General features: G+C 67.2%; 25 protein-coding genes. 10 read left to right on the forward strand and 15 right to left on the reverse strand.

The window, feature by feature from the left end:
• Nucleotides 1-4: 4 nt before the first annotated feature.
• Nucleotides 5-763 (forward strand): 16S rRNA (adenine(1518)-N(6)/adenine(1519)-N(6))-dimethyltransferase RsmA, encoded by a 759-nt coding sequence (gene rsmA, locus P7V53_RS30125; RefSeq protein WP_280153158.1) that lies wholly within the window; start codon nt 5-7, stop codon nt 761-763.
• Between the two features lie 53 nt (nt 764-816).
• On the opposite strand, the gene P7V53_RS30130 is transcribed toward rsmA, so the two are convergent.
• From P7V53_RS30130 to P7V53_RS30140, 3 genes are all read right to left on the reverse strand, one after another.
• Nucleotides 817-1,005: a hypothetical protein gene (locus P7V53_RS30130; protein WP_280156666.1), complete on the reverse strand. Its 189-nt coding sequence runs from the start codon at nt 1,003-1,005 to the stop codon at nt 817-819.
• Nucleotides 984-1,379 carry a barstar family protein gene (locus P7V53_RS30135; protein ID WP_280153159.1) on the reverse strand — a complete coding sequence of 132 codons (396 nt, stop codon included), beginning with the start codon at nt 1,377-1,379 and terminating at the stop codon, nt 984-986. Before P7V53_RS30135 ends, P7V53_RS30130 begins: the two co-directional genes overlap by 22 nt.
• 572 nt (nt 1,380-1,951) lie before the next feature.
• Nucleotides 1,952-4,249 carry an NADP-dependent malic enzyme gene (locus P7V53_RS30140; RefSeq protein WP_280153160.1) on the reverse strand — a complete coding sequence of 766 codons (2,298 nt, stop codon included), beginning with the start codon at nt 4,247-4,249 and terminating at the stop codon, nt 1,952-1,954.
• Between the two features lie 117 nt (nt 4,250-4,366).
• On the opposite strand from P7V53_RS30140, the gene P7V53_RS30145 reads away from it, so the two are divergent.
• From P7V53_RS30145 to P7V53_RS30165, 5 genes are read left to right on the forward strand one after another with little or no spacing between them, the layout of a single operon-like run.
• Nucleotides 4,367-6,466 (forward strand): ATP-binding protein, encoded by a 2,100-nt coding sequence (locus tag P7V53_RS30145; RefSeq protein ID WP_280153161.1) that lies wholly within the window; start codon nt 4,367-4,369, stop codon nt 6,464-6,466.
• Nucleotides 6,463-7,116 carry a response regulator gene (locus tag P7V53_RS30150; RefSeq protein ID WP_280153162.1) on the forward strand — a complete coding sequence of 218 codons (654 nt, stop codon included), beginning with the start codon at nt 6,463-6,465 and terminating at the stop codon, nt 7,114-7,116. Before P7V53_RS30145 ends, P7V53_RS30150 begins: the two co-directional genes overlap by 4 nt.
• A gap of 52 nt (nt 7,117-7,168) precedes the next feature.
• Nucleotides 7,169-8,128: a thiamine-phosphate kinase gene (gene thiL / locus P7V53_RS30155; RefSeq protein WP_280153163.1), complete on the forward strand. Its 960-nt coding sequence runs from the start codon at nt 7,169-7,171 to the stop codon at nt 8,126-8,128.
• Nucleotides 8,125-8,673 carry a phosphatidylglycerophosphatase A gene (locus P7V53_RS30160; RefSeq protein ID WP_280153164.1) on the forward strand — a complete coding sequence of 183 codons (549 nt, stop codon included), beginning with the start codon at nt 8,125-8,127 and terminating at the stop codon, nt 8,671-8,673. The genes thiL and P7V53_RS30160 overlap by 4 nt, the downstream gene beginning before the upstream one ends.
• Complete coding sequence (locus tag P7V53_RS30165; protein WP_280153165.1) at nt 8,664-9,167, forward strand: CinA family protein; 504 nt, start codon at nt 8,664-8,666, stop codon at nt 9,165-9,167. Before P7V53_RS30160 ends, P7V53_RS30165 begins: the two co-directional genes overlap by 10 nt.
• A 12-nt stretch (nt 9,168-9,179) precedes the next feature.
• Here the strand turns inward: P7V53_RS30165 and P7V53_RS30170 are convergent, their stop codons facing one another.
• Nucleotides 9,180-10,472, reverse strand: a complete 1,293-nt coding sequence (locus tag P7V53_RS30170) for a hypothetical protein (RefSeq protein WP_280153166.1) — start codon at nt 10,470-10,472, stop codon at nt 9,180-9,182.
• 205 nt (nt 10,473-10,677) lie between these two features.
• Between P7V53_RS30170 and P7V53_RS30175 the strand changes: the two genes are divergently transcribed.
• Nucleotides 10,678-11,601, forward strand: a complete 924-nt coding sequence (locus P7V53_RS30175; protein ID WP_280153167.1) for a glyoxylate/hydroxypyruvate reductase A — start codon at nt 10,678-10,680, stop codon at nt 11,599-11,601.
• Here the strand turns inward: P7V53_RS30175 and holA are convergent.
• The 7 genes from holA to P7V53_RS30210 form a co-directional block, all read right to left on the reverse strand.
• Entirely contained in the window at nt 11,595-12,698 is a 1,104-nt protein-coding gene (gene holA, locus P7V53_RS30180) for a DNA polymerase III subunit delta (protein ID WP_280153168.1), read from the reverse strand. The genes P7V53_RS30175 and holA overlap by 7 nt on opposite strands.
• Nucleotides 12,698-13,198 carry an LPS assembly lipoprotein LptE gene (lptE, locus tag P7V53_RS30185; RefSeq protein ID WP_280153169.1) on the reverse strand — a complete coding sequence of 167 codons (501 nt, stop codon included), beginning with the start codon at nt 13,196-13,198 and terminating at the stop codon, nt 12,698-12,700. Before lptE ends, holA begins: the two co-directional genes overlap by 1 nt.
• 18 nt (nt 13,199-13,216) lie before the next feature.
• Nucleotides 13,217-15,868, reverse strand: a complete 2,652-nt coding sequence (leuS, locus tag P7V53_RS30190) for a leucine--tRNA ligase (protein ID WP_280153170.1) — start codon at nt 15,866-15,868, stop codon at nt 13,217-13,219.
• A gap of 100 nt (nt 15,869-15,968) precedes the next feature.
• Complete coding sequence (locus tag P7V53_RS30195) at nt 15,969-16,400, reverse strand: biopolymer transporter ExbD (protein ID WP_280153171.1); 432 nt, start codon at nt 16,398-16,400, stop codon at nt 15,969-15,971.
• 5 nt (nt 16,401-16,405) lie between these two features.
• Nucleotides 16,406-17,074: a MotA/TolQ/ExbB proton channel family protein gene (locus P7V53_RS30200; RefSeq protein WP_280153172.1), complete on the reverse strand. Its 669-nt coding sequence runs from the start codon at nt 17,072-17,074 to the stop codon at nt 16,406-16,408.
• Nucleotides 17,071-17,886 (reverse strand): 4-hydroxy-tetrahydrodipicolinate reductase, encoded by an 816-nt coding sequence (gene dapB, locus P7V53_RS30205; protein ID WP_280153173.1) that lies wholly within the window; start codon nt 17,884-17,886, stop codon nt 17,071-17,073. The genes P7V53_RS30200 and dapB overlap by 4 nt, the downstream gene beginning before the upstream one ends.
• Nucleotides 17,887-18,426 (reverse strand): outer membrane protein assembly factor BamE, encoded by a 540-nt coding sequence (locus tag P7V53_RS30210; protein WP_280153174.1) that lies wholly within the window; start codon nt 18,424-18,426, stop codon nt 17,887-17,889. It lies immediately after the preceding gene.
• A gap of 98 nt (nt 18,427-18,524) precedes the next feature.
• On the opposite strand from P7V53_RS30210, the gene fur reads away from it, so the two are divergent.
• On the forward strand, nt 18,525-18,959 hold the full coding sequence (gene fur / locus P7V53_RS30215) for a ferric iron uptake transcriptional regulator (RefSeq protein ID WP_280153175.1): 435 nt from the start codon (nt 18,525-18,527) through the stop codon (nt 18,957-18,959).
• Between the two features lie 21 nt (nt 18,960-18,980).
• Here fur and hprK read toward each other — a convergent pair whose 3' ends face one another.
• The 3 genes from hprK to raiA form a co-directional block, all read right to left on the reverse strand.
• A complete protein-coding gene (gene hprK / locus P7V53_RS30220) occupies nt 18,981-19,931 on the reverse strand; it encodes an HPr(Ser) kinase/phosphatase (RefSeq protein WP_280153176.1) in 951 nt (316 codons plus the stop codon).
• A gap of 10 nt (nt 19,932-19,941) precedes the next feature.
• Nucleotides 19,942-20,412, reverse strand: a complete 471-nt coding sequence (locus tag P7V53_RS30225) for a PTS sugar transporter subunit IIA (RefSeq protein WP_280153177.1) — start codon at nt 20,410-20,412, stop codon at nt 19,942-19,944.
• 237 nt (nt 20,413-20,649) lie between these two features.
• Nucleotides 20,650-20,991 carry a ribosome-associated translation inhibitor RaiA gene (gene raiA / locus P7V53_RS30230; RefSeq protein ID WP_280153178.1) on the reverse strand — a complete coding sequence of 114 codons (342 nt, stop codon included), beginning with the start codon at nt 20,989-20,991 and terminating at the stop codon, nt 20,650-20,652.
• A 391-nt stretch (nt 20,992-21,382) separates the two neighbouring features.
• Between raiA and corA the strand changes: the two genes are divergently transcribed.
• Nucleotides 21,383-22,345 carry a magnesium/cobalt transporter CorA gene (corA, locus tag P7V53_RS30235; protein ID WP_280153179.1) on the forward strand — a complete coding sequence of 321 codons (963 nt, stop codon included), beginning with the start codon at nt 21,383-21,385 and terminating at the stop codon, nt 22,343-22,345.
• On the opposite strand, the gene P7V53_RS30240 is transcribed toward corA, so the two are convergent.
• A complete protein-coding gene (locus tag P7V53_RS30240; RefSeq protein WP_280153180.1) occupies nt 22,342-22,995 on the reverse strand; it encodes a hypothetical protein in 654 nt (217 codons plus the stop codon). The genes corA and P7V53_RS30240 overlap by 4 nt on opposite strands.
• Before the next feature lie 541 nt (nt 22,996-23,536).
• Here P7V53_RS30240 and P7V53_RS30245 point away from each other — a divergent pair.
• Nucleotides 23,537-24,400 carry a ferritin-like domain-containing protein gene (locus tag P7V53_RS30245; RefSeq protein ID WP_280153181.1) on the forward strand — a complete coding sequence of 288 codons (864 nt, stop codon included), beginning with the start codon at nt 23,537-23,539 and terminating at the stop codon, nt 24,398-24,400.
• The last annotated feature ends 23 nt before the right edge of the window (nt 24,401-24,423 follow it).

Below are 24,423 nucleotides of genomic sequence, written 5' to 3' on the forward strand. Positions count from 1 at the left end.
GCGCGTGAAGCACATCGCCCGCAAGCGTTTCGGCCAGCACTTCCTGACGGACAGCGCGATCCTCCATCGCATCGTCGAAGCCATCGACCCGCATCCGGGCGATGCGCTGGTGGAGATCGGTCCCGGTCTCGGCGCCATGACCGACCCGCTGGTCGCGCGCAGCGAGCGCCTCACGGTGATCGAGCTCGACCGCGATCTGGCCGCCCGGCTGCGTCGAAGGCCCGAGCTCACGGTCATCGAGGCGGACGTGCTGAAGGTCGACTTCTCCGCGCTGGCGCGCGAGGCCGGCCGCTCGCTTCGTGTGGTCGGCAACCTGCCCTACAACATCTCGACGCCCATCCTGTTTCATCTGCTCGGGGCGGTCGAGCATGTCGAGGACCAGCACTTCATGCTGCAGAAGGAAGTTGTCGAGCGCATGGCCGCCGGTCCCGGCGGCAAGGAGTACGGCCGGCTGTCGGTGATGCTGCAGTGGCGCTACGACGTGGAGTCCGTGCTGGACGTGCCGCCCGAGGCCTTCGAGCCGCCGCCGCGGGTCGAGTCGGCCGTGGTGCGCATGCTCCCGCTGCTGCAAGTCGCGCCAGTGAACCCGGTGCTGCTGGGCGAGCTGGTCGGCGTCGCCTTCTCGCAGCGCCGCAAGCTGCTGCGCCACACCCTCGGACGTTGGCTGGACGAACGAGGCTTCGTTGGCAGCTTCGATGTCCAGCGTCGCGCCGAAGAGGTGCCGGTGGCCGACTATCTGCAGCTGGCGCAGTCGCTAGGCTGAGCGACTCATGAAAAAGGCGACCCGAGGGTCGCCTTTTTCGTGGAGCAACCGGCTCAAGCCGCGTTGAGCCACATCGCCGTGTCGAAGGCACTGCTCATCAGCGGCATGTTCATGCCGAAGCTGGCATTGGCGGCATTCTTGGAAGCCTTTGCCGGCTTCTCCGCGACGTTCTGGGCCACTTCCGTCGCCCGCTCCCATGACCCTTGTTCTTGGGAGCGGGCTACTGAAAAGAATAGAAGCACCTGAATGGTATTTTTCGCTCCGCCCAGAAGTCGGCGGCATCGCGGAAGACATCGAGCAGCTGCTCGCGCGCCTCGCGATCGAACCGGGGGTTGTCGGGCAACTGCTCCAGCACGACCACGAAGCCCGGCTGCTGGCCGGCCTTGTGCACGAGGTCGGTCATGCAGTCGTAGAGGGAATCCAGGTTCTTGCCGTACGAGACCGGAAAGAGGAAGGACTCGGCGATGGCGTCGAGCACCTCTTGCTTGGATTGGGCCGTCGTCAGATTCGCGTAGAGGAAATGCTGGCCGGCGTCTTGCGCCGACTGCTGCAAGTCCTCCACGCGATACGCGCGGATCGCTTGGACGATGTTCGGACGGACGGTCTGCAAAAGCATGGTCTCGTTCCTCCTTGGTTACACAAATCTGCTCACCCTCGATCACAAAGGCGCTGGGCAAGAGCGCACCGCGATCAACGGTGTAAAAAATTCTTCGGGTAGGGGATGCGACCGCCAGCGCGCATCACGCGACCGGTGGTCTGCGCCTCTGGGGCCGGCAACGCACAGGCCTTGCCGCCGATGTCCTGGACCTTCGGCCCTTTCATTCACGGGCCGCCGACATGGCGCCAGTGAAGGGGGTCGCAAGTCCCGCCCTGTGAAGGGCTTGCCACGCCTTCGCCTGGCCGGAAAGAGACACGGGTTTTCCCTGAATCCTGAAACCGTGATGGTACCGAATCGGGCACGAAACCTCAAGCCTGTGCCTCAAATTTGTGCAATACGGCCTGCGAGTGAGTAGCTGCACACACTCAAGACAAGCTTGGCGAAGCAAGGCACGAAGCGCTGATGCTGTGGCTCAATCGGCTCGACGGGCAGGTTGACCCGCGATTGTCACAAAGCCACCGGCCACCGGCGGATATTGCGCCGCACTTGCGGTGCAGGCACCGGACGTGCTTGGTCGGCCGGCGGACCGTTCAGCGCGCCGCGTTGGCGTCCGCGACCGTGAGCGCCGTCATGTTGACGATGCGTCGCACGGTGGCGGAAGGGGTCAGGATGTGCACCGGCTTGGCTGCTCCGAGCAGCACCGGCCCGATCGCGATACCGCCGCCGGCCGCCTGCTTGAGCAGGTTGTAAGAGATGTTGGCGGCGTCGATGTTGGGCAGCACCAGCAGGTTGGCCTCGCCGGTCAGCGTGCTGTCGGGCATGAGCTCTCGGCGGTAGCCGGCGTCAAGCGCCGCGTCGCCGTGCATTTCGCCGTCGACCTCCAGCCACGGCGCGATGCGCTGAAGAATGTCCAGCGCCTGGCGCATCTTCACCGCCGAAGGCTGGTCGCTCGATCCGAAGTTGCTGTGCGACAGGAGCGCCGCCTTGGGCTGCAGCCCGAAGCGCATCATCTCTTCGGCAGCCATGACGGTGATCTCGGCGAGCTGCTCGGCGCTCGGGTCGTAGTTGACATGGGTGTCGACGAGCTGCACCTGGCGGCCGGGCAGGATCAGCCCGTTCATGCAAGCGTACGTCTTCACGCCTTCGCGCAGCCCGATCACCTGGTCGATGTAGCGCAGGTGCAGATGCGTCGTGCCCCAGGTGCCGCAGAGCATGCCGTCGACCTCGCCCTTGTGCAGCATCATCGCGGCGATCAGCGTGAGCCGTCGCCGCATCTCGATCTTCGCCAGCTGCGCGGTCACGCCCTTGCGCGCCGTCATCTTGTGGTACGTCTGCCAGTAGTCGCGATAACGGTCGTCGTGCTCGGTGTTGACGAGGTCGTAGTCCTTGCCGGCCTTCAGCCGCAGCCCGAACTTCTCGCAGCGCGCTGCGATGACGTCAGGGCGACCGATCAGCGCCGGCCGCGCGAGGTTCTCGTCGACGACGACCTGCACCGCGCGCAGCACGCGTTCCTCCTCGCCTTCAGCGTAGGCAACGCGCTTGCGCTCGGCCCGTTTGGCGAGCTGGAAGATCGGCTTCATCGTCGTGCCCGAGGCATAGACGAAGCTCTGCAGCTTCTCGCGGTAGGCATCCAGATCGGCGATGGGCCGCAGCGCGACGCCGGAGTCGGCCGCCGCCTTGGCCACCGCCGGCGCGATCTTCATCATGAGGCGCGGATCGAACGGCTTCGGGATCAGGTACTCGGGCCCGAAGCTCAGCGTCGCACCGGCATACGCAGCGGCGACCACCTCGCTCTGCTCGGCCTGCGCCAGCTCGGCGATCGCATGCACCGCCGCGATCTCCATCTCGACGGTGATCGTCGTGGCGCCGGAATCGAGGGCACCGCGGAAGATGTACGGGAAGCACAGGACGTTGTTGACCTGGTTCGGGTAGTCGGTGCGGCCCGTCGCGATCAGTGCGTCGCCGCGCACCGACTTCACTTCCTCGGGCAGGATCTCGGGGGTGGGATTGGCCAGCGCAAAGATGATCGGGCTGTCCTTCATCGACGCGACCATCTCCTTCTTGAGCACGCCGCCGGCCGACAGCCCGAGGAAGACGTCGGCCCCCGCGATGACCTCGGCCAGCGTGCGAAGAGAGGTCTTCTGCGCGAAGAAGACCTTGTCCTCGTCCATCAGCTCGGTGCGGCCTTCGTAGACGACGCCCGCCAGGTCGGTCACCCAAATGTTCTCGCGCGGCAGGCCCAGCTTGACCAGCAGTCCCAGGCAGGCCAGCGCCGCCGCGCCGGCGCCGGAGGTGACCAGCTTGACCGACTTGATGTCCTTGCCGCCCACTTTCAGCGCGTTGAGCAGCGCGGCCCCGACGACGATCGCCGTGCCGTGCTGGTCGTCGTGGAACACCGGGATCTTCATGCGCTCGCGCAGCCGGCGCTCGACGTAGAAGCAGTCGGGCGCCTTGATGTCCTCGAGGTTCACGCCGCCAAAGGTGGGCTCCAGCGCTGCGATGATGTCGACCAGCTTGTCGAGGTTCTTCTCCTGCAGCTCGATGTCGAACACGTCGATGCCGGCGAACTTCTTGAACAGCACGCCCTTGCCTTCCATCACGGGCTTGGCGGCCAGCGGTCCGATGTCGCCCAGGCCCAGCACGGCCGTGCCGTTGGTGACCACGGCCACCAGGTTGCCGCGCGAGGTATAGCGAAATGCATTGACCGGATCGGCGACGATTTCCTCGCACGCGGCGGCCACGCCGGGCGAATACGCAAGCGCGAGGTCCCGCTGGTTGATGAGCTGCTTGGTGGCGGCGATCGCCACCTTGCCTGGCGTCGGGAATTCGTGGTACTCGAGGGCGCTGCGACGCAGCTCGGCGCGTTTTTGCTCGTAGTCGTCGGACATGGCGGTCTCTCGCGTGTGGTGGGCGCTGGGCGAGGGATTGTAGGAGCGCGATTGCGCGCCTCATGCGCAAAACTGCGTAGCGGCGCGGCGGGGCAACGACGCAATACTTTCGAGGCGATGAGCGCCTCCGTTGCCGTCCCCGCGGCGCCGACCTTCGGCGCCGGGTCCACGCGCCGCCGGCGCGCCCTGCTGTGGGGTGCGCTCGTGGCGTTGCTCGTGGTCGCGCAGTCCATGCTCGTATGGTTGACGCTCAACTACGAGAGCAGCCGGGCGCAGGAGCAGGTCGAGCTGGTGTCGGCCGGAGTCGCGTCCGACCTCAAGCAGACGCTGTCGCGCGACGTGCAAAGCCTGCAGGCGCTCCTGTGGAACGACCCCACGCCGGCGCAGTGGCGCATCGACTCGGCCGACTTGATGCGCAACCACCGCGAGATCGTGCGCGTCGAACGGCGCGACATCGACCACCGCATCGTCGACGCGGTGGAATCGCCGTACCAGCCCGCGCTCTTCACCCGCATCAAGCGCGAGGAGATCGACCTGGACACCGAAGTCGCCTGCACCACCGCCGTGCGCCAGGCGGGCCCGGCCTTCTCCCGCAGCTACTTCGTGCCGCTGAGCGGCGGACTGGGCATCGAAGTGATGGACGTTTGCCTGCCGGTACAGCAGGCCGGACTGGTGCAGGGCTTTCTCGCCGCCACCTTCGCGCTGAGCGGCGTGCTGTCCGAAGCCGTCGGACCGGACGTGCTGCGGCACCACGAGCTGTCGTTCATCGAAGGCGACGGGACGCGGCTTGCGCGCGTCGGCCTGATGCGCGGCGCCGGCGTCTACCGCTCGGAACGTCTGATCGACCTGCCTGGAGCGACGCTGCAATTCCGCGTCGACAGTGCCGCCGGCAGTCCGCAGCTGATCCCCAACCTCGCGGTGGCGCTCGTGCTGGGGCTGTCGCTGGCGCTCGGCGGCGTGGTCGCACTGCTGGTGCGCGACGTTCGCAAGCGCGCCAGCGCGGAACGGGCCCTGGCGGAGTCCCTGGCGTTTCGCAAGGCGATGGAGGATTCGCTGGTCACCGGCCTGCGCGCGCGCGATCTCGAGGGCCGCGTCACCTATGTGAATCCGGCGTTTTGTCAGATGGTGGGCTTCAGCGCCGAGGAGATGATCGGTCGCACGACACCCCCCTACTGGCCCTCCGAGCTGGCGCCCGAATACGCGCGCCGGCAGGCGGTGCGACTCGCGGCCGCCGGCTCCAGCGAACGGGCGCGGCAGGCGCGTGAAGGCTTCGAAACCACCTTTCAGCGCCGCAACGGCGAGCGCTTCGCGGTGCTCATCTTCGAAGCCCCGCTGGTCGACGGCACCGGCCGCCACACCGGCTGGATGAGCGCGGTGCTCGACGTGAGCGACCAGCGCCGGATGGAAGAGATCTCCCGCCAGCAGCAAGAGCGCCTGCAGGCGACGGCGCGCCTGGCCACCGTCGGCGAGATGGCGTCACTGCTGAGCCACGAGCTGAACCAGCCGCTGGCGGCGATCGCGAGCTACGCCGCGGGCTCGCTCAACCTGATGCGGTCGGGCACTCACGACGCCGACACCGCGGCGATGCTCAAGCAGGCGGCGGAGCGCATCGCCGAGCAGGCGGAGCGGGCTGGCCGGGTCATCAAGAGCGTGCACAATTTCGTGCGCCGACGCGACCAGGTGCACGAGGCCGTGCGCGCCGACGTGCTGATCGAAGCCGTGCTGCCGCTGGTGCGCCTGCAGGCGCGCAAGAGCGGCACCCGGGTCGAGGTCGACATCGCCACGCCGATGCCGCGCGTCGTGTGCGACCGGACCATGGTCGAGCAGGTGCTGCTCAACCTCACCCGCAACGGCATCCAGGCGATGGAGGGGCCCACGCCGACCGAGCAGCGTGAATTGAGAATCCGCGTGCGCCAGAGCCACCCTCGCTGGGTGACGTTCAGCGTCGTCGACCACGGATGCGGCGTTCCTCCAGAGGTCGCGCAGCGCCTGTTCACGCCGTTCTTCACCACCCGCCAGGAAGGCATGGGGCTCGGCCTCAGCCTGTGCCGGACGGTGATCGAGCAGCACGGCGGCGCGCTCGACTTCGGCAGCGTGCCGGACCCCGAAGGGACTGGCGCGCTGACCGAGTTCCGGTTTACGCTTCCAGCGGATTCGCCCGAGCGACGCGCCGCTGCGCACGGCGGACCGCAGCAGGCCCACACCACCTCGACATGACGCCGTCCCCCGATCCCCGCCTCGGCCTGCCCACCGTGTACCTCGTCGACGACGAAGACGTCGTGCGCGATGCGCTGGCCTGGCTGCTGCGCTCGCGCCGGCTGTTGTCGGAGGGGTTCCCGAGCGCCGAAGCCTTCGAGGCGATGCTCGAAGGCCGGCCAGCCGGCTGGCCCATGTCGCCGAGCTGCCTGCTGCTCGACGTGCGCATGCCCGGCACCAGCGGCCTGGTGCTGTTCGAGCGGCTGGTGGAGCGCAAGCTGCTCGACGCGCTGCCGGTCATCTTTCTCACCGGCCACGGCGACGTGCCGACGGCGGTCGGGGCCGTCAAGCGTGGCGCGTTCGACTTCGTCGAGAAGCCGTTCGCCGACAACGCGCTGGTCGACCGCATCGAGCAGGCCCTCGCGAAGAGTTCCGCCGCGATCCTGAAACGGCGCGAGGCCGACGTGGTGGCACGCCGCCTGGCCGAGCTCACCGACCGCGAGCGGGACGTGATGCGGCTGGTGGTCGAAGGCCGGCCCAACAAGCTGATCGCCGACGAGCTCGACATCAGCGTGCGCACGGTCGAGGTTCACCGGGCACGCGTCTTCGAGAAGATGGAAGTGCGCTCCGCCGTCGAGCTGGCCAACGCGTTGCGCGGGCACGAAGGCTGACCTCGCCGCCGATAATCCGCGTGCGGCATGTGCCGCGTCCTCCCACTGTCCCATGTCGCTCGGCGAATTCGACCTGATCGCCCGCTACTTCACGCGCGAGGTCCGCCGCGCCGCACTGGGCGTCGGCGACGACTGCGCACTGCTGGCGCCGACTGCCGGCATGCAGCTGGCGACGTCGAGCGACATGCTCGTCGAAGGGCGTCACTTCCTGTCGACCGTCGCCCCGGAGCGGCTCGGCCACAAGGCGCTGGCGGTCAACCTGAGCGACCTGGCTGCATGCGGGGCGAGGCCGCTCGGGTTCACGCTGGCGCTTGCGCTGCCACGTGTCGACGAAGTCTTTCTGGACGGCTTTGCCCGCGGGCTGCTTCGCCTGGCCGATGCCCACGACTGCGAGCTGATCGGCGGCGACACCACACAAGGGCCTCTCAACATCTGCATCACCGCCTTCGGCGAAGTGCCGGCAGGCGCGGCGCTGCTGCGTTCGGGGGCGGTCCCGGGCGACGATCTCTACGTGAGCGGCAGCCTCGGCGACGCACGACTTGCGCTCGAGGTCTTCCGCGGCCATCTTGCACTTGAAGGCATGCGCTTCGACGCGGTCCGTGCGGCAATGGAGCTGCCGCAGCCGCGGGTGTCGCTGGGACTTGCGCTGCGCGGGCTCGCCCACAGCGCCATCGACATCTCCGACGGTCTGCTCGGCGACCTGAGGCACATCCTGCGTCGCTCGGCCGTCGGCGCCACGGTCGACATCGACGCCGTGCCGCGCAGCGACGCGCTGGCGGCCCAGGCGCCCGAATGGCAGCGTGTCTGCACATTGGCCGGCGGCGACGACTACGAGCTGCTGTTCACGGCGCCGCCGCGCCAGGACCGGGCAGTGCACGAAGCCGCGGCGCAGGCGGGCGTGCCCGTGACGCGAATCGGCCGCATCGACGCCGAGCCCGGACTGCGTCTCGTCGATCGCCATCGTGTGGCGGTGGCGGACACCTTCGGCTCCTTCGATCACTTCCGACCATGACCGACGACGCGCTGCATCCTCCGGTGCGCCCGGCGCCCGTCAAGCCCGACGTGCGCTTCCTGCTGCGGCATCCGGCGCATTGGATCGCCCTAGGCTTCGGCAGTGGCCTGTCGCCGGTCGCGCCGGGCACGGTCGGAACCTTGTGGGCCTGGCTGGCGTTCCTGGTGATGCGTCCGCACATGAGCGACCTGCGCTGGGCGCTGCTGTTGGCCGGCAGCCTGCTCGTCGGCTGGTGGGCCTGCACGGTCGCCGCGCGTCACCTGGGCGTCGCGGACCCGGGCGCCATCGTCTGGGACGAGGTGCTCGCCTTCTGGCTGGTGCTGTGGCTGGTCATGCCGGCCGGGGGCTGGATGCAACTGGCCGCCTTTGCCCTGTTCCGCGCCTTCGACGCGGCCAAGCCCGGTCCCGTCGCCTGGGCCGATCGCCTCTTCAAGGGCCGGCGCGGGCAGCCGGTCGGCTGGCGGCAGGGCTTCGGCATCCTGTTCGACGATCTGGTCGCCGCCTTGTGTACGCTGGTCGTCCTCGCCGTATGGAGATGGCTGTGAGCGAACTGGACGAGCACACCGCAAGGGCGGTCGAAGCGCTGGCCGCGGCGCTCAGGTTGCGGGGCTGGATGATGGCCAGCGCCGAGTCGTGCACCGGGGGGTTGATCGCTGCCGCGTGCACGTCGATCGCCGGCTCCAGCGACTGGTTCGAGCGTGGCATCGTGAGCTACTCGAACGCAGCGAAGTCCGACCTGCTGGACGTGCCGCCGCAGCTGATCGACCGGCATGGCGCCGTCAGCGCCGAGGTGGCGTGCGCGATGGCCGAGGGGGTGCTTGCGCGCAGCCCGGCGCAGGTGGGCGTGGCGGTGACCGGCATCGCCGGCCCCGGCGGGGCGACGCCCGGCAAGCCGGTCGGCACCGTCTGGGTCGCCGTCGGCACACGCGGCGAAGCCGCCGTGCCGACCCTGCTCCAGCTCGAGGGCGACCGTGCGGCAGTGCGCCGCCAGACCGTGGTGCACGCGCTCGCCCTGCTGCTGCCACGCGTGCAACGCTGAGGCACCCCGCTTCTACCGCGAAATCAACTCGCGGGTCGTGCGCACCCCGCCCGTTCGCGTCTCCAGCCGGACCCAATGCAGGTTTGGCGCATACCAGAAGGTCTGCGAGACACCGTCGCTGAAGTCGAAGCGCACCCGGCAGGTGTCGAACGTTCCTGCCGGCGTGGTGACCTTGGCGTATCCCTCGAACGTGAAGCTGTCGTTGCTGGTGTTCGATCCGCCGCCTGCGGGCACGATGACGGTGAAGGTTTCGCTGTAGTTCACGGTGGACAGCGGCGGCGTCTGCCGCAGGTCGGGCCGGCCGGTCTGGGTCACCGACTGCACCAGCAGGTTGCCCGTGCTGCCGTAGATGCTGAACCCGAGCGAGCGCAGGTAGCCGACGCCCGCGTCGAAGTAGTCGGTCTGCGTGCGATTGTTGGTGGCCGCGTTGCGCCTGTCTTCGGCAAAGGCGGCGGTGCCGTTGAACGTCGCGCTCGACGTCGACCGGAACGCGTTGTTGGCTTCAGACTGCGTGGACGCGGTGATGACGAAGTTGGCGTTGTTCGCCACGGCGCTGCATGCGGTCAGGCCGGGAGCCGTGTCCGCCGTGTCCGCCTGATAGCTGATCGAGCCGTTGGTCGACACGAGCTCGGTGAGGTAGGTCTGATTGCGGTCGCTGAACGAACTCAGTGTGGGCTTGTAGTAGCTCTTCACGAAGCCCAGTCCGCGCGCCAGGTTCAGCGACTCGACCGAGATCTGCGTGGCCGTTCCGCCGGACACGCTGGCCAGCGTTGCCGTGACCTTGCAGGTGTCGACCCGTCCGCCGGGCAGCGTGATGACCTCGTTGCCGTCGTATGTGAGAGTGAGCCGCTCGCTGCGGTCGGCCTGTCCCGCCGGCAAGAGCGTGGTGACGGTGTAGTTCACCGTCTCGGTCTGCCCGGCGGCCAGCATGCCGTTGACGAAGCCGGTGAAGCGCTCGCGCAAGGTCACCGTCCCGGACGTGTTCAGCTCCTCGTGTCCGACCGTCGCGACCGTCTGCGCCGCGGAGTCGTACTTGTAGTACCAGATGCGCGTCGGCGTGGTGCCGGAGCTTGCGTACTCCTTGCGGGCGGTGACGGCCTCGCCCTCGAAGGTCGCCGCCTCCCACACGCGCCGCGGCCGGAACGAGTTGAGATAAGTGCTGTCGGTGCCGGTGGGGTTCTGCACGCAGTCGGCGTAGGTCAGCGGGGCTGTCGGCGGGGGCGGCGCGGCGAAGCCTCCCGGGTCGCCTCCTCCGCCCCCGCCCCCGCCACAAGCGGTGAGGGCGCTGACGGCCGAGAAAAGCACGAGCAAATGGGAACGCGAACGCGCTGCGAACGGCTGAGACACGGTTGGCTCCTTGTGGCCTGTGTCTCCCGACTGACTCCCCCGGACGAAAACGAGTGTACGCATGGATACGTTCTCTAACGGTCGGAAAACCCGCAGTCGCAACGGTGATGGCGTCCTACAAGACGGGCGCAAGCCGCACCGGTGTGCGATAGGCTCTTGCGCCATGGCCCTTCTGCTCGCGATCGACGCCGACCCCGACGAACGCGCGTCATGGCGCGCCCTGCTGCAGGCCGAGTTGCCCGACGAACGGCTGCTGGACGCGCCCACCGAGGACGTCGACATCGCGATCGTGGCGAACCCGCCGGCGGGCGCCTTGGCCGGCCTTCCGCGGCTTCGCCTGATCCAGTCGCTGTGGGCGGGCGTCGACCGGCTGCTGGCCGATCCGACCGTGCCAGTCGACGTGCCGCTGGCCCGAATGGTCGACCCGGCAATGAACGAAGCGATGGCCGAGACCGCCCTGTGGGCGGTGCTGGCATTGCATCGCGGCTTCTTCGACTACGCCGCCCAGCAACGAGCGGGCGAATGGCGTGTCCACGCCCAGCGCCGCGCGGACGAAGTGCTGATCGCGGTGCTGGGGCTGGGCCAGATGGGACGCACGGTGGCGCTTCGGTTGGCCGCGAACCGTTATCCAGTCTGGGGCTGGAGCACCCACGACGCTGCCGTCGCCGGCGTGCGCTCGACCGTCGGCGAAGCCGCGCTGCCCGCGACGCTCGCCGCCGCCGACATCGTCGTCAACCTGCTGCCGCTGACCCGGGCAACGAACGGCTTGTTCGGTGCGCGTCGCCTGGCGCAAATGAAGCCGGGAGCCGCCCTGGTCAATCTGGCGCGCGGCGCCCACGTGGTCGACGCCGACCTGGTGGACGCGCTGGACAGCGGATGGCTGCGGCATGCCGTTCTCGACGTGTTCCACACCGAGCCGCTGCCGCCGGAGCATCCGTTCTGGCGGCATCCGCGCATCACCTTGCTGCCTCATGTGGCGGCGCAGACCGACCCGCGCAGCGCGGCGCGGGTCGCAGCCGACAACGTACGCGCGGTCCGCGCGGGCCGCGCCGCGCTGCACCTCGTGAACCGCGCGCGCGGCTACTGAACCGGACCGAGCGCGAGGCGAGGCACGACGGCCCGGCGGCTGCCGGCCCCCGGCGCCGCAGCGGTCCATTGCACCGTCATGAGCACCAGCCGCTTCAGGCCTTCCCAGGGCTCGAGCGGCCAATCGGGATGCTTGAGGCCCTTGACGAGCCCATCGCAGATCTGGGCCGCATGCAGCAGCTGCGCCAGCGCGTTGTCGGTCATCAGCGGCACGGCGCGTTCGAACAGCCGTTCCTTCACGCCCCAGACGCGCGCGTCGCGCAGCGCCAGCGACAGCGGCTTGCCCGCAGCCATGGCGTCCTTCACGCGCCGCAGCGCCCGGATGTCCTCGGCGAGCGTCCAGTGCACCAGCACCGCAGCCTCGCCTTCGGCCTCCAAGCCGTCGAGCATGCGCAGCGCGCGCCCCACCTGGCCGGCCAGCACTGCTTCGCCGAGCCTGAAGACGTCGTACCGGGCCACGTTGAGCACGGCAGCCTCGATCTGCTCGAAGGCCAGCTCGCCGGCCGGATACAGCAGCGCCAGCTTCTGGATCTCCTGATGCGCCGCCAGCAGGTTGCCTTCGACGCGGTCGGCGAAGAACGCGAGCGACTGCTGACCTGGCTCGCCGGACTGCACCCGCTGCCCTTGCGCGGCCAGCCGCTGGGCAATCCATTGCGGCAAAGCCTTGCGCTCGACCGGGTCGATGCGGATCGACAGGCCTGCACCATCGAGCGCAGCGAACCATGCACTCGCCTGCTGCTGCCGGTCGAGGCGGGGCAGCTGCACCAGCGTCACGACGTCATCGGACAGCGTCTCGCAATAGCGCTGGAGCGCTTCGGAGCCGTCCTTGCCCGGCTTGCCGGAAGGGATGCGGATCTCGATGAGCTGCTTGTCGGCGAACAGGCTCATGGCCTGCGCCGCGCCGAGCAGGCCGCTCCAGTTGAAGTACGCGCCGCTGACGGTGTGCACTTGCCGCTCGGTGTGACCGGCAGCCCGCGCCGCGGAGCGGATGGCGTCGCCTGCCTCCTGGGCCAGCAGCGGCTCGTCGCCCCACAGCGTGTACAGGGGGCGCAGGCCCTTCTGCAGATGGGCACCGAGCTGATCGAGGCGGATCTGCATCAGACGATGCCCTGGACCGCGGCGAGGCGCCGCATGACCTGCGCGACGATGTCGCTCTGCATCGAGCGGTAGAGCAGCGCCTCTTCCTGCTCCTTGGCCAGGGCGAGGCTCTCGCTGTAGCTCATGTCGCGGCTGAGCACGATCTCGGTGGCCGGGATGAGCTCGCGGCCGGCCGCATTGCGAAGGCGGAACTGCAGCCGGGCGCGCAGCTGCAGCTCGCGCACCTGGCCGGCCGCCGTGCTGGCCACCACGCTGCGCTCGCGTGCATCGACCAGCGCCTCGATCACCACCTGGGCCTGCGACGCCGCCTCGACGACCTGCGTGGTCGGGCTCGCGTTGATGTTCATGCGCAGCTCCTCGGCCAGCGGCGAGAAGCGGTCGAAGCCGCTCAGCGCGATGGTGCGAAAGGGAAGCTGGGGCGCCCGCCGCAGCTCGAAGCCGCAGCCGGCGAGCACGGCCGCCGCAGCGGCCGCGAGGAGCCGGCGGCGCGCGGGCTTCAAGGCTCGTTCTCCACGCGCTCAGACCACCATGTTGATGAGCTGTCGTCCCGGCGGCATGACGATCTTGCGCACCGGCTTTCCCTCGGAGAACCGGATGAAGTCCGGACTCGCGAGGGCGGCTGCCTCGATCGCCGCCTTGTCCGCGGAAGATGGCACCTTGATCGAGCCGCGCAGCTTGCCATTGACCTGCAGCACGTACTCGATCTCGTCCTGGACGAGCGCTGCCTCGTCGATCTGCGGCCAGGGTGCATCGAGCAGATCGCCCAGCGCCTGGTCGAAGCCGAGCTCGCCCCACATCGCGTAGGTGACGTGCGGGGCGGCGGGATACAGGGCGCGTAACAGCACGCCGACTCCTTCGCGCAGCGCGGCGGCATCGGCCGGCGTGCCGGACAGCTCGGCTGCTTCGAGCGCATTGAGCAGCTTCATTGCGCCGGAGACTACGGTGTTGTATTGCAGACGGTCGTAGTCGTGGCTGATCTGGCGCAGCAGCGTGTGCACCTCGCGCCGCAGGCCCTTCGCGCCGGCGCTGAGTCCGTCGTGGACGGCGCCGGCGTCGCGGATGCGCTCGGCGTGCTTCACGCCGAAGTTCCAAAGCCGGCGCAGGTAGCGGTGCGAGCCTTCCGCGCCGCTGTCGGACCACGCAGCGCTCTGGTCGGGCGGGCCGGCGAACATGGTGAACAGCCGTGCCGTGTCGGCGCCGAAGCGAGCGATGATGTCCTTGGGCTCGACGACGTTGTTCTTCGATTTCGACATCTTCTCGATGCCGCCCAGCAGTACCGGCTGGCCATCCTCGCGTGCCACCGCACCCACCGGATGGCCGCGGTCGTCGTAGCTGATCTCGACCTCGCTCGGATAGAACCAGCGGACCTTGCTGGGTCCGGCTTCGCGGTAGAACGACTCGTTGAGCAGCATGCCCTGGGTGAACAGGCGCGTGAACGGCTCGTCGAACTTGACCAGCCCGATGTCGCGCATCGCCTTGGTCCAGAACCGCGCATAGAGCAGGTGCAGCACGGCATGCTCGATGCCGCCGATGTACTGGTCCATCGGCATCCAGTAATCGTTGCGCGTGTCGACCATCGCCTGGTGGTTGTCCGGGCAGCAGTAGCGCATGTAGTACCAGGCCGAATCGACGAAGGTGTCCATCGTGTCGGTCTCGCGCTGCGCGTCTCGGCCGCAGCGCGGACAGGCGACCTTGAGGAACTTCTCGCTCTTGTTCAGAGGATTGCCGGAGCCGTCGGGCACCAGATCCTCGGGCAGCAGCACCGGCAGGTCCTTCTCGGGCACCGGCACATCGCCGCACGAAGGGCAATGGATGATGGGAATCGGCGTGCCCCAGTAGCGCTGGCGGCTGATGCCCCAGTCGCGCAGGCGCCACGTCACCTTCTTCTCGCCCAATCTCTTGTGGACCAGCGCCTTGGCGACCGCATCGACTGCCACCTGGTAAGGCATGCCGCTGAAGTTGTCGGAGTTGATGGTGACGCCGCGCTGCTTGTCGGCGTACCAGTCCTGCCAGTGGTCGTAGCTGAACTCGTCCTCGCCGTCGACTTCGATGACCTGCAGCAGGTCGATGCCGTACTTCTTGGCGAAGGCGAAGTCGCGCTCGTCGTGCGCCGGCACGCCCATCACCGCGCCGTCGCCGTAGCCCATCAGCACGTAGTTGCCGACCCAGACTTCGACTTTCTCGTCGGTCAGCGGGTGCGTGACGAACAGGCCGGTGGGCATGCCCTCCTTTTCCTTCAGCGCCAGTTCGGCCTCGCTGGTGCCACCCTTCTTGCACTCTTCGATGAAGGCGGCCAGCTTCGGGTTGTGGCGGGCGGCATGGTCGGCCAGCGGATGCTCCGCGGCAACCGCGCAGAAGGTCACGCCCATGATGGTGTCGGCGCGGGTCGTGAAGACCCACATGCGGCCGTCCTGGATGAGCTGACCGCTGTCATCGCGGATGTCGTGCGTGAAGGCGAAGCGCACGCCTTCGCTCTTGCCGATCCAGTGCTCCTGCATCAGGCGCACACGTTCGGGCCATCCGCTGAGATAGCCCGCAGACTGCGGGTCGGCGACGTTGGCCAGCAGCTCGTCGGCGTAGTGTGTGATCGCCAGGTAGTAGCCCGGGATCTCGCGCCGCTCCACCGGCGCCCCGCTGCGCCACCCCTTGCCGTCGACCACCTGCTCGTTCGCCAGCACGGTCTGGTCAACCGGATCCCAGTTGACGACCTGCGTCTTCTTGTAGGCGAGGCCCTTCTCGAGCATCTTCAGGAAGAACCACTGGTTCCACCGGTAGTACTCGGGGTCGCAGGTGGCGATCTCGCGGGACCAGTCGAACGCCAGCCCGAGCGGCTGCATCTGCGACTTCATGTCGGCGATGTTGTGGCGCGTCCACTCGGCCGGCGCGATGCCCTTTTCGATGGCGGCGTTCTCGGCCGGCAACCCGAAGGCGTCCCAGCCCATCGGCATGAGCACGTTGAAGCCCTTCATGCGCCGATAGCGGCCCATCATGTCGCCAATGGTGTAGTTGCGCACGTGACCCATGTGCAGCTTGCCGCTGGGATACGGCAGCATCGAGCAGGCGTAGAACTTGGGCTTGGCGGCGTCCTCGCGCACACGGTAGACCTCGCGCGCGTTCCAGTCGTCCTGCGCGGCGCGCTCGATCTCTTGGGGCTTGAATTCTGGGTTCATTAGGAGTCGGCCGCCGCAGTGGGCCTCGAAGCAGTCGGTCGATTATAGGAAGCAGCACCTCGTTTTCGAGGCTGCTGGAGGTCCCGAGGCCGTGCCGGGCCTAGGGCTTGGTCGCGGTCGCCGCAGGCTCGGCCACGAAGCCGATCCGATGGAGTCCGGCCTTCTGAACGACACCGATCAGCTCCGCGACCCGCCCGTACGGGACATTCCTGTCCGCGCGCAGCTGCACCTCGGTCTGCGGATTCTTCTTCGCAGCCTCGGCGATTCGGGCGGCCAAGGTGGGGCTGTCCACCACGTCTTCGCCGAAGTACAGGCGGCCGGCCGGATCGATGGCCACCGCGACGAACTGCGGCGTCTCGGTCGGCTGCGCGGCGTCCGTTTTCGGCAGATCGAGCTTGAGGCTGGAGGTCATGAGCGGCGCGGTGATCATGAAGATCACCAGCAGCACCAGCATGACGTCGATCAGCGGCGTCATGTTGATGTCGCCCATCGGCTGGGGGCCGGTGGTGCGCTCGAGACGTCCGAATGCCATGCTGCTCAGGCGCGCTGGGGCTCGGGCGCCGCGGCGTCCGCGATCATCTCGCGCAAGTCGTGCGCGAAGCCTTCGAGTTCGGCTTCGCAGGCGCCGACCCGCTTGCCGAAGATGTTGTAGGCCAGCACCGCTGGAATGGCCACCGCGAGACCTGCGGCCGTCATCACCAAAGCTTCTCCGACGGGGCCTGACACCCGCTCGATCGTGATGGAGCCGCCCGCCGAGATGCTGACCAGCGCGTGGTAGATGCCCCAGACGGTGCCGAACAGGCCGATGAAGGGCGCCGTGCTGCCGATCGACGCCAGCAGGACCTGCCCGTATTGAAGCTGAGCGAGCACCGCATGCAACGCGTCGCGCAACCGCCGCGTGAGCTGCGAATCGACGTGGCCACGCGCTTCCAGCGTATTGGCGTTGGGGCTCGCCGTCGCCGCCGCGAGCAGGGGTTCGAGCACCCGTTCGCGGTCGAAGGCGCGCAGGCGCTCGCCCCCGGCGGCCAGGTCCGGCGCTGCCCAGAATGCCGGCACGGCGCGCTCGATATCGGCGCGGACGCGTCGCAGCAGCCAGCCCTTCCAGAAGATCACCACCCAGGCGCTGATGGACATCAACAGCAACAGGGCCGCCACGCTGCGGGTGATGGCGTCGCCCTGTTCCCAGAAGTGCTGGAAGCCGCTCATGCCTGCTGCGCGATGCCGAGAACGTCGCCCATGCCGTACAGGCCGCTGCGCTTGTCGGCCACAAAGCGGGCCGCGCGCAGCGCGCCTTGCGCATATGTGACGCGGCTCGAGCTCTTGTGCGTGATCTCGATGCGTTCGCCGGTGCCGGCGAACAGCACCGTGTGGTCGCCGACGATGTCGCCGCCGCGGATGCTGGAGAAACCGATGGTCGACGGATCGCGCTCGCCCGTCACGCCCTGCCGGTCGTAGACCGCGCAGTCCTTCAATTCGCGGCCCAGTGCGCGCGCCACGACCTCGCCCATCGCCAGCGCCGTGCCGCTGGGCGCGTCGACTTTGTGGCGGTGATGCGCCTCGACGATCTCGATGTCGTAGCCCTCGCTCAACGCACGCGCCGCGGTGTCGAGCAGCTTCAGCACGAGGTTCACGCCGACGCTCATGTTGGGCGCCAGCACGATCGGAATGTGGCGCGCGTGTTCGGCGATCTCGGCCCTTTGCGGGTCGCTGAAACCCGTTGTGCCGATGACGGCCCCGGCTCCCCGCCGGCGGCACGCGGCCAGATGCGCCAGCGTGCCCTCGGGGCGGGTGAAATCGATGAGGACCTGCGCGTCCGACAGCCCCGCGTCGACATCGGCGGTGATGAGGACGCCGCTGGCCTTGCCGGAGAAAGCCGCCGCATCCTGGCCGAGGGCCGGACTGCCGGCAACGTCGAGCGCGCCGGCGAGCACCGTGTCATCGGCAGCACCGACGGCTTCGATCAGCATGTGCCCCATGCGCCCACTGGCGCCGGCGACGGCGATTCGCAGCGCGGCCATCTAGCGCGGCTCGAGCGGCGGATACGTGCGCGTCGCCCCGACGGCGGACGCGGCCGCCTCGGGCGCTGCCGGCCTGACCGGCAGCGGCAGTGCTTTGACCTGCTCCTCGGTCAAAGCCAGCGCAGGCGCGTTGCGCCGAGTCTTGAAGGTGTCGATGGACGCGACGAATTCGCGCTCGCCCGGCAGTTCGCCACCGGGATCGATGCTCTTCAGCACCTCGCCGTCGAAGAGCACGACGATGCTGCGACGCTGCGGCTCGGCACCCTGTCGGCGGATCGTGAAGACGTAGTCCCAGCGGTCGGCGTGGAAGGGATCGGTCAGCAGCGGCGAGCCAAGGATGTCGCGCACCTGCGCCCGCGTCATGCCCGGCTTGATCGCTTGGGCCTGCTCCTTGGTGACCACGTTGCCCTGCACGATTTCAATGCGGTACGGCGTCACCACACCCAGGAAATTGTCGGACGACTGCAGCGATTGGCAGCCCGCCAGGGCGACGAGCACCGACGCCAAAGCCGCCGGCTTGAATGAGATGAGGGAACGCATGGTGAAGACTTGGAGACGCCGGCAGCGGGCGTCAACCTCGATATGATGGAACGATTCTAGCGGGCCGGGCCTCGAGCCCGGCGGGCCCGGGAGCCACCATGACAAACGCCGAAGAGCTGAAGAACAGCGGCCTGAAAGCCACACTGCCGCGCATCAAGATTCTCGAAGTCTTTCAGAAGACGTCGCAGCGGCACATGACGGCCGAGGATGTGTTCAAGGTGCTTCTCGCCGAGGGCTCGGATGTCGGCTTGGCCACCGTCTATCGGGTGCTCATGCAGTTCGAGCAGGCCGGCATCCTGTCACGCAACCATTTCGAAACAGGCAAATCGGTATTCGAGCTCAACGAAGGCAAGCACCACGACCACCTGGTGTGCATGGATTGCGGCCGCGTCGAGGAGTTCTACGACGCCGAGATCGAGAAGCGCCAAAAATCGATCGCGCTTGCGCGCGGCTTCGAGCTGCAGGAGCATTCGTTGTCGCTGTACGCGGCGTGCACGAAGAAGCACTGTCAATACCGCACTCAGCACAAATAGCGGCGGCCTTGCCGCCGGAAGCTATTCGGGCTTGCCCATGGCCTTCTGGTGGCGCTCGATGAACTCGCGGTAAGTGTCGATGCCGCGCAGCTGCAGGATGGTGTTGCGCACCGCGGCCTCGACCAGCACGGCCAGGTTGCGGCCGGCATCGACCGCGATCACCGCCTTGCGCACGGGCACGTCGAGAATTTCTTCGTACAGCGGCTCGTACGGCAGGCGCTCGAACTCGCGTTCGAGGGTCTCCTTGCGCACCAGGTGCACGATCAGTTTCAGGCGCATCTTTCGCCGTACCGCGGTTTCGCCGAAGATGGCCTTGATGTCTAGCAGGCCGATGCCACGCACCTCGAGCAGGTTGAGCAGCAACTCGGGACAGCGGCCTTCCAGCGACGTCTGCGACACGCGGTACAGGTCCACGGCATCGTCGGCCACGAGACCGTGGCCCCGCGAGATCAGCTCCAGCCCCAGCTCGCTCTTGCCCAGGCCCGATTCGCCGGTGAGCAGCACGCCGAGTCCGAGGATGTCCATGAACACGCCGTGCCGCGTGGTGCGCTCGGCAAACAGCTGGCTCAAATAGCCGCGAACCACGTCGATCACGTGCCCGGCCGACTCCTCGGTGACGAACAACGGGATGTCGGCCCGGTCGCACATCGCCACCAGCTTGTCGGGCGGCGTCTGGGCATCCGCAACGATGAGAACCGGGGGCTCGAGCGTGACGATGCGCGAGATGCGGCGTTCGATCACCTCGGACGTCGATTGGCTCAGGTAGGCCACCTCACGGCGGCCGACGATCTGCACTCGATAAGGGTGGATGTAGTTGAGGTAGCCGACCAGGTCGGCGGCCGACTGCGCGTTGCGCACGGCCGCCTCGTCGAAACGGCGCTCGGGATGGGCATGCCCGGCAATCCATTCCCACTGCAAAGCGGGCCGGTGTTCTTCGAATAGCGCCTCGGCGCCGATGACGGTCGGTTTCACCTGCTGGCCTTCAGGCCACGGACTTCAGCGGTTCCCAATTGGAGATCAGCTCATGCACCTTGGCCGCATCTCCTTCGGTTTTCAGGCGCTCGCGCAATTCCCGGTCGCTGAGCATTTCGGCGATTTCCGACAGGATTTCGAGGTGCCGCTGTGTCGCCGCCTCGGGCACCAGAAGGAAGATCAGCAGGCTCACGGCCTCGTCGTCGGGCGCATCAAAGGGAATCGGCTGCTGCACCCTCAGGACCGCCGCCAGGGGGTTCTTCAGGCCCTTGATGCGCCCATGCGGGATCGCGACACCGTGCCCCAATCCGGTGGAGCCCAGGCGCTCACGCGCGAACAGGTTGTCGGTGACGGTCGCGCGGGCGATGGCGTGCTGGTTCTCGAACAGCAAGCCGGCGTGCTCGAACGCGCGCTTCTTGCTGGTGGCGTCCACATCGACCAGCACATTGCTGGCGGGGAGGATGGCGGCGAGACGGTTCATCAGGGTCCGAGCACCGACATCAGCCTTCTGGGCCGGCGCCGGCTGCTCGCGGAGCCAAAGCAGCAACTATAAGGACGGGATAGGCGCACAACGCGCCAATACCTCTCGGAGATGACAGATTGTGCACTCGGTGCTGCGACGCAGCAACCTCACTTGTTCCCGCGCTCACGGGGTTGTGCGGTAGGTAGCAAAAAGCGGCCCTTCGAGGGCCGCTTTTCGAGTGGCTCTTGCGCCGGTTCACATCGCTGAATCATCGATGCGCTTGGCGGCGACATGGTGGTGGTCGTTGACCTTGTCCTTGTGGCGGACAACCTGGCGGTCGAGCTTGTCCATGAGCTGGTCGATCGCGGCGTAAAGGTCTTCGTGGGCGTTCTCGACGAAGATGTCCTTGCCTTTTACGTGCAGCGTCACCTCTGCCTTCTGACGCCGTTCCTTTTCCTTTAGCTTCTCTACTGACAACAGCACGCTGATGTCCACCACCTGATCGAAGTGCCGGGTCACCCGATCCAGCTTGGTGAGCACGTACTCACGCAAGGCCGGAGTGACTTCGAGGTGATGTCCGCTGATCGTCAGATTCATGGGTACTCCTTTCGCGGGGGGTGAGAGAAGCGAGGGCGGGGAGGGACGACGAGCTGTCGAGGAGGAATTCGGCGGGGAGCCGTTGAACCCAGTGTGCACGGGTTCCCGGGCTGTGACAAGCACGTGACGGCAAAGTTCACAAGGTCGAAACAACCCTGTGACCACCTCGGTGCCGACCTCTGGCTCGCTCTGGAAGAGTCCTTTCGCGATGCCATAATTTGCGCTTCGCCATATCCCGGAGTCCCGACTTGGACGTCGCCCATCCTCGGTGACCGTCCGCTCCATGCGCCTCGCCCGACGAGGCAGCGCCTGAGTGAGACGGTCGCGAGCGTTCCCCCTTCCGTTTCACCAGGACGAATGCGCCGCACGCATTCGAATGGCTGGAGACCCGATGCTGAACGTTTTCACGCTGGCCAACGGCCGGCTGTTCCAGGAAGAAATCGAAAGTCTCGACGCGCTGGCCCATGTCCAGCCGGTGTGGGTCGATCTTGAGACGCCCACGCCGGACGAGAAGGGCTGGATCACGCAGCATTTCGGCCTGACCATCCCCGAGGACGCCGTCGATGACGACCTGGAGGAATCGGCTCGCTTCTACGAAGAGGACAACGGCGAACTCCACATCCGCTCGGACTTCCTCATCGACGACGGCGAGACACCTCGCAACGTGCGCGTGGCCTTCATTCTCTTCAAGGGCGTGCTGTTCTCGGTACACGACGAAGCCTTGCCGGTGTTCCGGCTCCTGCGCCTGCGCGCACGTCGCATCCCCGCGCTGATCGACGACGCGAAGGACGTGCTGCTCAAGCTCTACGATGCAGACGCCGAGTACAGCGCCGATGCGCTCGAAGGCATCTACGACGCGCTCGAGGCGGTGAGCAATCGCGTGCTGAAGCAGGACGTGAACGATGCCACCGCCGGCGAGGCGCTCTCGGCCATCGCACGAGAAGAAGACTTGAACGGGCGCATCCGCCGCAACGTGATGGACACCCGCCGCGCCGTGAGCTTCATGATGCGAAGCCGGATGCTCAATGCCGAGCAGTTCGAGGAAGCGCGGCAGATTCTGCGCGACATCGACTCGCTCGACAGCCACACGACCTTCCTGTTCGACAAGATCAACTTCCTGATGAACGCCACCGTCGGCTTCATCAACATCAATCAGAACAAGATCATCAAGATCTTCTCGGTGGCAAGCGTCGCGCTGCTGCCCCCGACCCTGATCGCCAGCATCTACGGCATGAACTTCAAGGCGATGCCCGAGCTCGACTGGTCGCTCGGATACCCGTTCGCTCTCGCGTTGATGCTGGCGTCAGTGGCCGCGCCGTTCCTCTATTTCCGACGCAAGGGCTGGCTGCGCTAGCGCACCGCGACCGTCACCGGCGCAACGGTGGTGCCGGCGGTGGTTTCGACGTATGAGGGGCCCTCGGCGACGATGTGCTCGTCGCGCCATTGCCCATCCGGTCCCATGGTCATCACGAGCTCCTCCGTGGTGGGAAACGCACCTTGCGCCGACTGATTCCCCGGCAGGCGCAGCGATGTGTCCTCGGAGGCCAGCTCGAAGCTCGGCGTCCCGCCGCGCGCATCCACCAGCGCGGTCTGAACCGCCAACTCGGCGATCGGGTCGATCGAGGATTCGGCCGGGGTGTTCATTGCCATCAGCCGCGCGCGCTCGGACTCGACGAAGGCATGCCGCTGGTTCAGCACGCGGTCGGTGGCGCCCGCTTCGCCCGTATCGTCCACCAGCCCGCGGGCCTGCCACTCACGCAGCTTGTGACGCACTTCGGCGCGGCTGGTCATGCTGTCGCGCGCAACTGCGTCGTGGAACACGGTGGCTTCGCCTTGTTGCTGGACGGTCCAGGCCGTCGGGTTCAGCATTGCGTCGCCGGTGGCGGACTGCCTTGCTTCGGCCTGCGGATCCCACTGGGTGGCTTCGACGGCGTGAACGCCGATCGCCGCCAAAGCGGTGGCCGCTGCTGCAGCGGTCATGCGAAGTACGTGTCGAGTGCTCATGTCGATCTCCTTCTGTCGGTTGGGGTGCATGGCGCACCCCAGTTCGATGAACCGGTTCGACCCGCGTTTCGCAACAAAACTCGACAAGGGTTGGCGCTTGGCTACGGTGCCTCGCCGCAGCCGACGTGGGACTCGGCGTCGTCCTACAAGGCAGCCGCGGAAACGACTGCGGCCGCTCATCGAGCGGCCGCAAGAGAAGAAAGATGCTGCACAGCGCCCCTCAGCGAAGGAGGGAGGGAGGAGGGAGGAGGAGAACCGCTGTGGGATTTCAGCCGGGGACACCGGCAGGCTGTGCAACGCAAAACCGTTTATGAGGCAAGGTCCAGGAAGGTCCTCATTTCATTCACGCGAACTTCGATGCAGCGAGTGGTCGCGAGTTCCATGATCCCGCGAATTTCGCACTTCGTGCTCACACCACTTTGTAAGGAATGACAACGGTCGCGGGCCCGTCCGTTGCCTGTTCTTCACCGCCTGTCCAATGCACCGTGGCCGGACTGTCACACCGCCCCTCTAAAATCGCGGGGCAACGCGAAAGATCACCATGCTTTACCCCGAACTGTTCAAGCAACTCGAAGCCGTGCGCTGGAGCATGGACAAGGACATTCCCTGGGAGCTCTTCGATGCCGCCCGGCTGTCCGACGAACAGGCGCAAACGGTCAAGATGAATGCGATCACCGAGTGGGCGGCGCTGCCCGCCACCGAGATGTTCCTGCGCGACAACCGTGACGACAGCGATTTCTCGGCCTTCATGAGTGTCTGGTTCTTCGAGGAACAGAAGCACTCGCTGGTGCTGATGGAATATTTGCGCCGTTTTCGACCGGACCTGGTGCCGACCGAGCAGGAATTACACGAGATCCGCTTCGAGTTCGACCCGGCGCCGGCGCTCGAGACGCTGATGCTGCACTTCTGCGGCGAGATCCGGCTGAACCACTGGTACCGGCGCGCCGCGGAGTGGCACACCGAGCCGGTGATCAAGGCCATCTACGAGACGCTCGCGCGCGACGAGGCCCGCCACGGCGGCGCCTACCTGCGCTACATGAAGCGTGCGCTGCAGAAGTTCGGCGATGAGGCAAAAGCGGCGTTCGCCAAGGTGGGCGTGCTGATGGCCAGCGCGCGCCGCACCGCCCAGGCGCTGCATCCGACCAATCTGCACGTCAACGAGAAGCTGTTCCCCCGCGACACCATTCAGAGCCGACTGCCCGACCCGAGCTGGCTCGAGGAGTGGCTGGACAAGCAGATCCAGTTCGACACGGTTTGGGAGAACAAGGTCGTCGAGCGCATCCTGCACAACCTCAGCCTGCTCATGGAACGCAGTTTTGCCAGCGTGCAGGAGCTCAATCGCTTCCGCAAGGAAATGGCCGCGATCGTGGCCGCCACCGCCAAGGTTGGCCCCCAGCCGGCCTGAGTCCTCCTCCATCGCGAGACGGC

Origin of the sequence: Piscinibacter sp. XHJ-5 (assembly GCF_029855045.1) — a bacterium.
Lineage (GTDB): Bacteria > Pseudomonadota > Gammaproteobacteria > Burkholderiales > Burkholderiaceae_C > Albitalea.

Bases quoted from the DNA above. Each gene is read 5' to 3' on its own strand.
- P7V53_RS30165 (WP_280153165.1), top strand. From the start codon at position 8,664: ATGGCTGTGAGCGAACTGGACGAGCACACCGCAAGGGCGGTCGAAGCG.
- fur (WP_280153175.1), top strand. From the start codon at position 18,525: ATGACAAACGCCGAAGAGCTGAAGAACAGCGGCCTGAAAGCCACACTG.
- P7V53_RS30195 (WP_280153171.1), bottom strand. From the start codon at position 16,400: ATGGCATTCGGACGTCTCGAGCGCACCACCGGCCCCCAGCCGATGGGC.
- P7V53_RS30150 (WP_280153162.1), top strand. From the start codon at position 6,463: ATGACGCCGTCCCCCGATCCCCGCCTCGGCCTGCCCACCGTGTACCTC.
- P7V53_RS30140 (WP_280153160.1), bottom strand. From the start codon at position 4,249: ATGTCCGACGACTACGAGCAAAAACGCGCCGAGCTGCGTCGCAGCGCC.
- P7V53_RS30145 (WP_280153161.1), top strand. From the start codon at position 4,367: ATGAGCGCCTCCGTTGCCGTCCCCGCGGCGCCGACCTTCGGCGCCGGG.
- P7V53_RS30200 (WP_280153172.1), bottom strand. From the start codon at position 17,074: ATGAGCGGCTTCCAGCACTTCTGGGAACAGGGCGACGCCATCACCCGC.
- thiL (WP_280153163.1), top strand. From the start codon at position 7,169: ATGTCGCTCGGCGAATTCGACCTGATCGCCCGCTACTTCACGCGCGAG.
- P7V53_RS30210 (WP_280153174.1), bottom strand. From the start codon at position 18,426: ATGCGTTCCCTCATCTCATTCAAGCCGGCGGCTTTGGCGTCGGTGCTC.
- P7V53_RS30225 (WP_280153177.1), bottom strand. From the start codon at position 20,412: ATGAACCGTCTCGCCGCCATCCTCCCCGCCAGCAATGTGCTGGTCGAT.
- P7V53_RS30160 (WP_280153164.1), top strand. From the start codon at position 8,125: ATGACCGACGACGCGCTGCATCCTCCGGTGCGCCCGGCGCCCGTCAAG.
- P7V53_RS30245 (WP_280153181.1), top strand. From the start codon at position 23,537: ATGCTTTACCCCGAACTGTTCAAGCAACTCGAAGCCGTGCGCTGGAGC.
- holA (WP_280153168.1), bottom strand. From the start codon at position 12,698: ATGCAGATCCGCCTCGATCAGCTCGGTGCCCATCTGCAGAAGGGCCTG.
- dapB (WP_280153173.1), bottom strand. From the start codon at position 17,886: ATGGCCGCGCTGCGAATCGCCGTCGCCGGCGCCAGTGGGCGCATGGGG.
- raiA (WP_280153178.1), bottom strand. From the start codon at position 20,991: ATGAATCTGACGATCAGCGGACATCACCTCGAAGTCACTCCGGCCTTG.
- P7V53_RS30240 (WP_280153180.1), bottom strand. From the start codon at position 22,995: ATGAGCACTCGACACGTACTTCGCATGACCGCTGCAGCAGCGGCCACC.
- P7V53_RS30175 (WP_280153167.1), top strand. From the start codon at position 10,678: ATGGCCCTTCTGCTCGCGATCGACGCCGACCCCGACGAACGCGCGTCA.
- leuS (WP_280153170.1), bottom strand. From the start codon at position 15,868: ATGAACCCAGAATTCAAGCCCCAAGAGATCGAGCGCGCCGCGCAGGAC.
- P7V53_RS30135 (WP_280153159.1), bottom strand. From the start codon at position 1,379: ATGCTTTTGCAGACCGTCCGTCCGAACATCGTCCAAGCGATCCGCGCG.
- corA (WP_280153179.1), top strand. From the start codon at position 21,383: ATGCTGAACGTTTTCACGCTGGCCAACGGCCGGCTGTTCCAGGAAGAA.